The sequence below is a fragment of the Polyangiaceae bacterium genome (assembly GCA_016715885.1).
In the GTDB taxonomy this organism is placed as follows: domain Bacteria; phylum Myxococcota_A; class Polyangia; order Polyangiales; family Polyangiaceae; genus Polyangium.
This window is the reverse complement of sequence record JADJXL010000011.1, coordinates 1-9509: the sequence shown is the minus strand read 5'-3', so window position 1 is coordinate 9509 and position 9509 is coordinate 1. Positions and strand designations below refer to the sequence as shown.

Annotated in this window: 7 protein-coding genes; 5 read left to right on the top strand and 2 right to left on the bottom strand. The window is 59.6% G+C overall.

The window, feature by feature from the left end:
- Positions 1–61 precede the first annotated feature (61 nt).
- The 4 genes from IPM54_12915 to IPM54_12900 all read left to right on the top strand — a co-directional run bounded on the left by IPM54_12915 (position 62) and on the right by IPM54_12900 (position 5460).
- Positions 62–745, top strand: a complete 684-nt coding sequence (locus tag IPM54_12915; GenBank protein ID MBK9260706.1) for a hypothetical protein — start codon at positions 62–64, stop codon at positions 743–745.
- Positions 746–960: 215 nt separating this feature from the next.
- Positions 961–2193, top strand: coding sequence for a hypothetical protein (locus IPM54_12910; GenBank protein MBK9260705.1), 1233 nt, complete (start codon positions 961–963; stop codon positions 2191–2193).
- 395 nt (positions 2194–2588) lie between these two features.
- Positions 2589–3500, top strand: a complete 912-nt coding sequence (locus IPM54_12905; GenBank protein ID MBK9260704.1) for a hypothetical protein — start codon at positions 2589–2591, stop codon at positions 3498–3500.
- 1057 nt (positions 3501–4557) lie between these two features.
- The gene (locus IPM54_12900) at positions 4558–5460 is read left to right on the top strand and encodes a hypothetical protein (protein MBK9260703.1); all 903 of its coding nucleotides are present in this window, start codon (positions 4558–4560) and stop codon (positions 5458–5460) included.
- Between the two features lie 362 nt (positions 5461–5822).
- On the opposite strand, the gene IPM54_12895 is transcribed toward IPM54_12900, so the two are convergent.
- Positions 5823–6806, bottom strand: a complete 984-nt coding sequence (locus IPM54_12895) for a tyrosine-type recombinase/integrase (GenBank protein MBK9260702.1) — start codon at positions 6804–6806, stop codon at positions 5823–5825.
- 462 nt (positions 6807–7268) lie between these two features.
- A complete protein-coding gene (locus tag IPM54_12890; protein MBK9260701.1) occupies positions 7269–7874 on the bottom strand; it encodes a ribbon-helix-helix protein, CopG family in 606 nt (201 codons plus the stop codon).
- A gap of 1389 nt (positions 7875–9263) precedes the next feature.
- Here IPM54_12890 and IPM54_12885 point away from each other — a divergent pair.
- Positions 9264–9509: hypothetical protein (locus IPM54_12885; GenBank protein MBK9260700.1), on the top strand; the 246-nt coding region annotated here is incomplete at its 3' end.

Sequence of the window (9509 nt, the reverse complement as noted above, 5' to 3'; positions counted from 1 at the left end):
ACCCGACGAATTGAGGGGCCGCATCTCCCACGTCGAGCAACTGGAGAACGTCAGCGAGTTGATGGATGCGATCGACCAGCTAGACGCGACAAATCGAGAGCTTTTCATTGCAAGCAAAGTGCTCGAATACCAACTACCGGAAATTGCTGCAATGACCGGCCTCGGAGAGGACGCCATTTGGCTGCGCGTTTGGAACGCTTGCGCCAAGATTCGAAAGACCCTCGCACGGAATCAAAAACGCGACGAGCGGCGCGGCGTAATCATTGCCCCGGCTGAAATCGAAATCGCTCCCGAGACGCGCGCGGCCATGTGCGCGCTCTGGTCGCTCGAAGGGCGCATGCCGAGCTTTGGCGGTCCCAAAGATCCGCCACCCCCACCCCCTCCCATTTCGTTTGCGAACGCGTCACCTGTCGTAAAAGAAGCCGCACGAGGTGTTACTTTGAAGGTTTCACGAGCCATTCTGCTCGTTTTGCTCGTGCTGACGTCCGCGGGAATCGTGGCCCTTTATTTCTTCTGGGAACCCGCGCAAAGCGACACCGCGCGCACTGGTCTGCGCGTTCCGCAGCTCCCCAACGTCGGCGAGATCAACGACGTCGAGGAATACCAAGGGAACGCGAGCGCTCCCGCGCCAAGCGCGCGAGCTTCCACCCCAGAAGCACCAGCAAAACCGCTAGGCAGTCAAGAACGGCGCGCGCTCCGTCTTCACGGGTCGGGTCTTACTCGTTTGGGTTCCGGTTCCGAGTAGCCGACCTTCATGCACAAGCCCAGCCGCGGCGCGCGTCTAGGCAAGCACCGTCGCGCCGCGGCTGGGCCATGGGCTGAGCAGAAACCCGCGTCAACGCCAATCGAATCCATCCGCGGACAAACACGTCCGCTCGAGCTGCCTCCCGTGGGCAAACCATGAGAACGACGATGCTTCGATGGAGACTTCGCGCCCGTTCATGGATACGATCGGCCATCGTGCCCCGTTGGCTTTCGCTCGTGACGTCGATCGTCGTGCTCGCCTTGTCGAGCATCGTCAATGCTGACGAGTCAACGACCGACGTTGACCGTGCATTTGCCGCGCTCGTTCGGCAAGGTGACAAGGCTCGGTTTTCAGGGGATACATCGACCGCCATCAGCGCGTATCAAAAAGCTTTGGAATTGCGCAATGACCCGCGCATCGTCGGGCGCATCGGACTCGTCGCCCTCGATGGAGGCGCGACAGCGGAATCCATGAACTACCTGTTACGCGCGATTCTAAACGGTAATCGTATTCCAGCTCCGGAACGGCAACAAATCGAGCGCGCCTTTAATCGAACGCTCAACCTCGTGACTCGCGTTGATATCAACGTTTCGCACCTCGGTGCTGACGTATTCATCGATGGAGAGCCAGAACGTCTCGGAACGACCGCGGGCGAGTTTTACGTGTTTACCATGCCGGGAAAACACGAGGTACGCGCGACTCTCGCGGGGCACTCGGATGCAGTGGCCACGATTGACGCGCCGAAAGGTGGCACGATACGCGTAACGCTCGCTTTGACTCCGCTTCCGGTAAACGAAACGGAAACTCAGCCAGCGCCCATTACGTGCGAACCGAAAGCAGAGCCAGAACCTTGCGAAGCGTCCAATCCATCGAGCCCCGAACCTGCCCCGCCGACGCGTTCCGTGCCAAACCAAACGGCGGATGAGTCCATGCGTGGTCAATGGATGCCTGGTTTTGGGGCTACCGTGCTCTACGGTGCAGTTTCACCATATCCCGCCATGGGATTCGTCTTGTCTTCCCATTGGAAAGCGGACTCTATCATTTCGGCCGGTTTTGACGTCCAGGCAGCCATGTCCCAGCGCGGTATCGAAGGTTATGCAATCCGCGGCACGACGTTCGCGCTGTTGCCTGCCGTGTGCGCTATGCGAGGATGGTTTACCGGGTGCTTGATCGGACATGCGGGGATAATGTGGCATTCGTCGAATACTGCCAGGGTGTCTATTGTGCGTCCGGCAGTCGGTGGAGGCGCAAGCTTTGGTTTTAGGTTTGCCCGGTACAAATCGGCTGATTTCCGCGCCACACTAACCGGTGAGCTTTTGGTCGATGAATATCCAATCGTGGGGGGTGGTGGTATCGGCAGGGTGCTCTGGACGGGTCTGCCTTTCCTCATCGGAGTGAACGTCACGGCTGTCTTTGGCGCTCGTCAGCAAGGTTTTACGGCGCGTTGATTCGGGTTTGTCTTGATGATATGGTGATCTCCATGCTTCGAACCGCGTCGTCGTTGGTTGCACTTTGCACGCTCCTTTTGGCGATATTTGCTGGGCTCGAAGGATGCGGCTCCGACCCGTGGGTCATCCCGTGCGGGCCTGATTCTCCTTGCGGAGGTGGGTACAAATGTTGGGAGACGGAATGTTTGCCGCCTTGCGACAGTGACTCTGATTGTCCTACGAAGGATACTTATGGAAATCCGATTTCGTTAGATTGCTTTGAAGGGTTTTGCTATCGACCCGAGAATCGTCCGAACGCAGGAACCCAAAACGACGCGGGCGATGCAGGCGACGCGGGCAAGTCATCCGCCATTTGCGGCGAACCATGCACCCCGATCCCGGATGAATGGTCCGCCATGCAAGCCGTTTGGGTTGGTCCGATCGAGTCCGCTCCGTTTTACGGGTACTTCAACGACGAGGGGGGCACCCTTCCGCGGTTCATCGGGCGGACTGATCTCGTCGCAGATCCTGCCGAGTGCGACGTGTGCTCGTGCGGTGAATCAACCGGCAAGTGCACCGAGCTTCCATCATCGATCGAGATACGCGCAGCGATATGCGGACAAGCGGGCTCTAGCTTGCCGTTCGATGGTCCTGCCAATTGGGACGGCTCATGTACGAACGTCAACGCGATTCCAGCGGGCCAGAAGTGCCCCGCGGGAAGCTCGACACTGTGCGCGCAGTCGGTCGCAGTCGCGCCGCTCGGTGCGCCCGTCGATGAAAGTTGCACGCCGTTTTCCGAATCGCTCGCCGTAGCGAAGGCGTATCTGTCGGGTCCTCGATGGGAGACCGCGGCGATCGGTTATGACGTGCCAGGATGCGACGAGCGCGCGTCGTGCATGCCGTCGATCGACCTCCCTAGCGGCTTCCGAAGCTGCATCTACCGACAAGGCGAGCATGAGTGCCCCGCGACATGGAACGGCGATCGCCGCGTCGTGTACGAGGTGACCGCGGACAAACCTGGCTTCATCGACGAGCGCGACTGCTCGCCGTGCGCATGCGGCGCGCCCGTTGGAAGCGCATGCACTGCGCAGTTCCGCACATTCGGAGATGCCGCTTGCTCGATGCTGCTTTCGGATGTTCAGATCTCGTCCTTGGGCGAGCAATGCACCAACGTTTTCCCCGCTGGGAAGGCCATCGGCAGCAAAGAGATCTCATCGCCCGCGTACTTCCCCGGCCTATGTGAACCGATCGGGGGAGAGCCGATCGGCGAAGTAAAACCCGATTCCGATCGAGCCGTGACGTTCTGCTGTCCTGCACAGGATGCGTAGCGCTTGCGGGCTTGTGACATAGGGGCTTGCGTCGCAAGCGGGACACTTCCGCAAGCGCAAGCGCTTAGGCTAAGCAGCGCCGACAAGTTCCTTGCGTATGCGCAGCGCATACGCGTGACTGACTACGGACAGTAAAACCCACAAATACCCCGGTGATTTCGCGGGTTTTTCGCGCTCATCCAACTTGTCGCGCGTAACGACACGCGATCCCCCCTTGATCAAAACACTGAAACGGTGTTTCCCTGGTCATGCGTTCGGTTCGGACTGGTTCCGGACCAAACGAGATCCCCCAACTTGTGGGCCTTTTAGACCCACAAAATGCCAAACGCGCCGTCCGGGTCCTAGACGCCAATCTGCTCCCGGAAGGCGCGTGTGAGCGGCGAAAATGAACGTAACACAACCCGTAGCGGGTCGATCCCGCAACGTGGACGCGGCGCACGATTTTTTCCTTCCGCGAGAAGACTCCAGCCTTCCACGGGATGACATCCGCTCCCACGCTGCGAACGCATCGAGCGCGCTTCCCTGGAAACCCGCGATTTTCGGGCGCATCCGTGCGGCCCTTCGAGGACCGCGGCATCACGTGATGGAGGCGCTCGTTCGACTGTCCGGCCCGGACGCTCGATGTTGGGTCGCCATGGCCACCTTGGCCAACGAGGCCCGCGTTGACGTGAAGACCGCACGCAAGCACGTCCATGCGCTCGTGAAGGCCGGAGGATTCCTTCGCACGGATGCCATGACGTGGGCGCAGTTGTGCGCGGAGCGTCGCGCCGCGGGTCGGCCCGTACCGCGGACGGACAACGACAGGAACGCGCCGTACCTTTTCACGGTTTTAGACGGTGTAGGCCGTCGAGCATCGGAGATGCCCGAAGCGGAGCGCCGTCAACGGTTCGCGGCGCGCTGGGGACGTCCTCCGCGACGTGCACAAGGGGACCGACGACGCGTCAGCTCAGAGCCTAAAACAAGGGATTTGGTGAGGCATGAGGGCTACCAAATTTGGGAGGCCCGAGGGCTACCAAATTTGGTAGCCGACTCTCCTCTTGATCCTTTGGATCAAGAAATGAGTGTCCATGCCCCGCCAGCGGGGGCAAGTGAAGAACAGCACACTTTTTTTGTCCTTCCTTCGAAGGGAGATGGGGCTCCTTGGCTTGTAGCTTGGCAAGCCATTCTCGACGCCTACGCCGTGCACTATCGCCGCGTATATCAGGCATCGCCAACGACACCGCGACGACTGAAACCCGATGATCCACGGGAAGCGGGCGCCTATTTGGCCGAAAAAGCGGGAGGACTGGCCGACAGCCTGAACGTGTCGGAACAAGAAGCGGTTCGCGCGTTGGCGGATCGAGCGCTTGCGATTTGGCTTGATCGCAAGGGTTCGAATGGCTTTTTGGAGCGGGAGAGCCATCCACTTTGGGCGTTGTGCCAAGAGCTACAAGCACGCGTAAACGAGGCTTTCAGCGCTCTTGTGCGCGAACACAAGGCCAAGCTCGCGCCGAAGCAAGCGGAGCAAATGCCGGTAAAACGAGCCGAAACCACTGCGGACTGGTTGGAGCACGTGAAAGCAGCACGAGAAGCAAACCAGTTCGTTCAGCGGGTTTGCACGAGTCCAGGGCAAGCCTTTTCAAGGCCGAACGTGCAACCGATGCCCGAAAAAACGGCGAATGTATCTCGATCGGAGATGCGCAGCGACGAGCTCGTCGAGAGGCCCGTCGAGAGGCCCGTCGAGAGGCCCGTCGAGAGGCCCGTCGAGAAGCTCGTCGAGAGGCCCGTGCGCCCCAAAGTTCCCCCGCCTCCTCTTCCACGGCGAAACGAAGCGCTACCAGCGATCCCGCGTCCGGAATCCGTACGAAGTGGGCCACGTTGGGGAGAGGCGGGCCACCAGCCCGTAAGGATGCGCCGCACGTGGGCGATGGACTCGACAGTGCACGAAGCGGAACCCGACGATCCGGTTCCGATCGAGTAGGTGACGTTCTGGGAAATCCTGGGCTTTTCTGGGAAGTTTCTGGACCAGTTCTAGGAGCTTTCTAGAAGCGTTCTAGGGGCTTTCTAGGGGATTACTTGGTCGAGTCTTGGAAGCGTCTTCAAGTCGTCTTGCAAGTGCACGCCAAGTCAAAAGCAAGTCACGGCAAGCAAGGTAGGGGGGCCAGGAAGTCACCCCGAAGCGTAGGCCATCCGAGCATCAGGCCGGATTTGTGATTTTCTTACGGCAAAGCGTTGCGGCAAAGTTGCGGCAAACCCGCGGCAATTTACGGCAAATCACGGCAAGCAGGCCGGGGGGAGCCACGAACGAAAAAGGACGTTCACATTTTGTACGGGTGGAAACTTCTATCGTGCGAGCACTCCACGGAGCGGATCGCGGTCGAACATGGTCCCCGCGCGGATGTATCGGCGGAGCATCCCGTCACTGTTGTGACGCGTGACGCGCGAGATTTCCGCCATGTGCGCCCCAACGCTTGCCGCGGTCGTCGCGAACCCTGCGCGCAGGGAGTGCCCCGCGAGCACGCGCGGATCGAGTCCTACGCGTTTGGCAGCACGCTTGACCACTTCGGCCACGTGACGTGAGGCGAGAGCATCGAGCCCCACGCGCCCCCAGCGCGAGACGGAGCGGAAGATCGGCCCGTCGATGATGCGCGCAGCATCGAGCCACGCGCGCAACGCTGCGACGGGGCAAAGGGGACCTGGGGCGGCATGGATCGGCACTTCTACGCCGCGTCCTTCCTGATCGCCCTTCGAACGTGCGACGAGCACGACGATCCCGCGAGCGTGCCACGCGACGTGCGCGACATGGAGCGCGACGAGCTCGGAGCGTCGCAAGGCCGCGCCAAATCCGACGAGCAACAAAGCGCGGTCACGCAGGCCAGAAAGATCGGGCGGTAGCGCGTCGATCATCTCGTGAAGCTCATACGCACCAAGCGCGGCTTTGCCTTGCGGTCGTATGCCACGACGAGCACGAATGCCCGCGCGCACGTCGCGCACGACAGGATCGTTTGTGGGCAAAGGAAGTCGTGCGGCTCGATGACGATCGACGATCGCCGCGAGGGCGATGTCCATCGTTGACGTTCCAAGTCCTTCCTTGTCGAGGTGCGCGAGGTACGCCGCGACGACGAGCGGCGATGCTGGTAGCGCGCACGCACCGTGCTCGTGTGCGTACGCGTTCCACTGCTCCCACGCGCGAGCGTACGAGCGGCGCGTATTGTCCGCGCGCGCGTGCTGCGCGTGCTCCGCGGCGCGTAGCACGTCGTCTGCCAGGCCGGGCGAGAGGTTCAACGTTGCGGGTTTGTCCGCGGCAAGAAGTGCACTCGATGTCATGTCGTTCCGTTACACGAAACGAGTCCGGAAGACTTCGATCGGCGCCCATGTATTCCGGCGCGGAATACATGGCTCGATTTCAAGCCACGTACGAGCGAAATGTGCTTGAAAACAAGTGCAAATCGAGTGTTGCGAACGGGTACAAAAACGGTCCTGCAGAACCGCTCGTGAGGTCCAGAAGGGGCCGATTTGGGGCTCCATGTGTTCGTGTGCATGTTCATCGAGAGCCATTCGTTTCGTTTCACGAAAGCACACGATGCGAGCGTGTTCTTTTGTCAAAAGAACAGCGCCGCACGCGAACACGCGAAAGCGTCAAATGCGCTTGGAAACAAGGACAAGTCGAGTGCCCAGATGGAGCACGGACACGGTGTTTTCTTACGCTCGATGGACCGCACAAGCACTCGTTTCGGTACGTATGCGTCACGTTTTGCAACAGGCCGTCATGACCGCACGTGCGCACTGCTAACGCGTGCTCGTGTCGGTCCATCGAGCGTAAGAAAACACCGTGTCGCGAGGTCCACGCGGGCAAATCGCAGCGTCTTCTGGCTTCAAAAACTCGCTACCAGCATCGGGACGCAGTTCGATCAACCCGTTCTTGTTCAGTGTGAGAAGTGCCTCGTGCACCGTCTCCATTGACGCATGCGGCAAGAGAGCACGCACAACTTCTGGCACTCGAATGAGTAGCGCGTCCCTTCGAAGGTTCAGCTCAGCCAGTAGCTCGCGCATGATGGACTTTGGTCGCATTTCTTGCGAGGGCTCACCGCTCGATGGACTCGAATCCTTCACGCGTGGCGTGGCTGTGATCCTTGGGTGTCGCGGGCGAGTTGGCGGCTCGGTGCGAGCGGTCGCTTGTGTGCGCTTGGAGTTTGTCCGCGGCACGTCTGCGGTGTTTGTCCGCGGAGTCGTCGACGTCGGCCCACCTTCGGCAAGCCACGCGCGCAGCAACGCGGAGCGGTCACGGTGTCCTTGCTCTGCGACGAGGTGATCAAGTCGGTCCACCTCGTCTTGCGTGAGTCGAAAACCAACATGCATCGTCGATGCGATTTCAGCTCGTGCGGGTCGCCCCATGCGTTCCGCATAAAGGATTCCTTCGTTCCGTTCAACGAAACGAACTTCCGAGCGTCGAATTAATCAATCAACGTGAGTTGAAGAATAGGACGAACCCGCGATTTCATCGGAGAAAAGTCGAAAATTTGGGCCTAGTGAGTGAACGTTTCGGCGTATGAATTCGCGCGCGTGACGACGAGACGAGCGCGTCTCTTCGTGGTGCGCGTTGTTCGTGCTCGCGTACAGAGAACGGGGTGGGTTGATCGGTGCGCTTTGCTTTGGCGAGTGATGTCCTCACCCGATACGACCAAACGAGGACAGTTCTCTACGCAGAGAACGGGGGTGTTCTCTGTAAGAAGGTTCTGTTTTTCGTGCCGTGCGTGCTAAACCGAAAAAACGAGTCAAGTGCGCGCATTCGTTGGTTGCTTTCGAGCGCTGACGTTTTCTTTCGTGCGAGCGCACAATTAAAAACGAGCGGTCATGACGAACGGAAGCAAGCTCGAAGGCCGGTCGTGTCGTGGCACGAAAGGGAGTTGAACAAGACCAGAAGTTTTGTTAAACGAAACGGACGCGGGGGGCCGTCGAGAAACCGTATGAATTACGAAATCAAAATAGCCGAGCTAGCAGAAACATTTCCGACGCTACAGGGTGCGCCGCTTCGGCCTTGGGATGCGCGCGCATTCGAGAAATGGGCTTCTACGCGTCAAGGGTCTGGCTTGCGTCACGCGGCGCAATTCGTTTTGTCTGTGTGGTCCATGGATGAACCGTGGCAGATTGGCCGATTTGACGTATTTGCGGCTCTTGGGACATGGGACGTGGCACATCGACAAGCATTTGTTCAATGGTGCTCGTCACCATGGACGCGGTGACGAAACGGACGGGCTCGATGATCCGTTAGGCGTGCGTGAAGCATCCATTAGCGAACGCCAGATCCTCCCCTCACCTCACCACGAACGCACACGTCCCGAGGTGCATCCCCTCCACCGTCGATCCCACGCCCTGATCGTTCGAATTAAAAAAGAAGGTTCACTTTCTTAATTATTTGCACCTCAAATCTGACCACGTTTTGCCGCGTAGTTCGTGCCAATTTGGAATTAGAAAGCGCACGCGTTTCGTTCTCGTTGCGTGCAGCGTGGCCGAGCTCGTCGTGTCGAGAGCGTCGCGCCGTTACTACTGTAGTAACGCGACGCAAAGGTGCCGAGCTTCACACGCGGAGTAGAAATCGACCGCCGCTCGAAAAAAGTTTTCCGGTTTTGCCCTCGCTCGCGCCCTTAGAGGGTAGGGCCAGAACGCGCACCGTCTCCCTGTCCGAGACGGTACTGGTGTACCGCGTCTCACTCGTTTGGAAAAATCGACACCCCTCGTGCGATTTTTCCTCGATATTTGCCTTTCTGCCTGCCTGAAGGTGGTGTGACGCCTGAGCGAACCGCACACCCTACCGCGCCCCCCACCTTCGAAGACCTCTACCGGGCGTATGCTGCCGAGCTGCCCAAGTGGCTCCATCGCTACCGCTTGTCCGCGCAGGAAGCAGAAGACGCCGCGCAAGAGGTCTGGCTTGTCGTGGTTGCCAATCCCGAGCGAATCCCTACGGATCCCACGGAAGCGCAAAAAGAACTACGTCGCATGGCCTGGACGATTGCACGAGCCATGCAACGT

What these genes read in the sequence shown, in the direction of transcription:
- IPM54_12890 (MBK9260701.1), bottom strand. Translation starts at nt 7,874, where the DNA reads ATGGGGCGACCCGCACGAGCTGAAATCGCATCGACGATGCATGTTGGT.
- IPM54_12915 (MBK9260706.1), top strand. Translation starts at nt 62, where the DNA reads ATGGATGCGATCGACCAGCTAGACGCGACAAATCGAGAGCTTTTCATT.
- IPM54_12900 (MBK9260703.1), top strand. Translation starts at nt 4,558, where the DNA reads ATGAGTGTCCATGCCCCGCCAGCGGGGGCAAGTGAAGAACAGCACACT.
- IPM54_12905 (MBK9260704.1), top strand. Translation starts at nt 2,589, where the DNA reads ATGCAAGCCGTTTGGGTTGGTCCGATCGAGTCCGCTCCGTTTTACGGG.
- IPM54_12895 (MBK9260702.1), bottom strand. Translation starts at nt 6,806, where the DNA reads ATGACATCGAGTGCACTTCTTGCCGCGGACAAACCCGCAACGTTGAAC.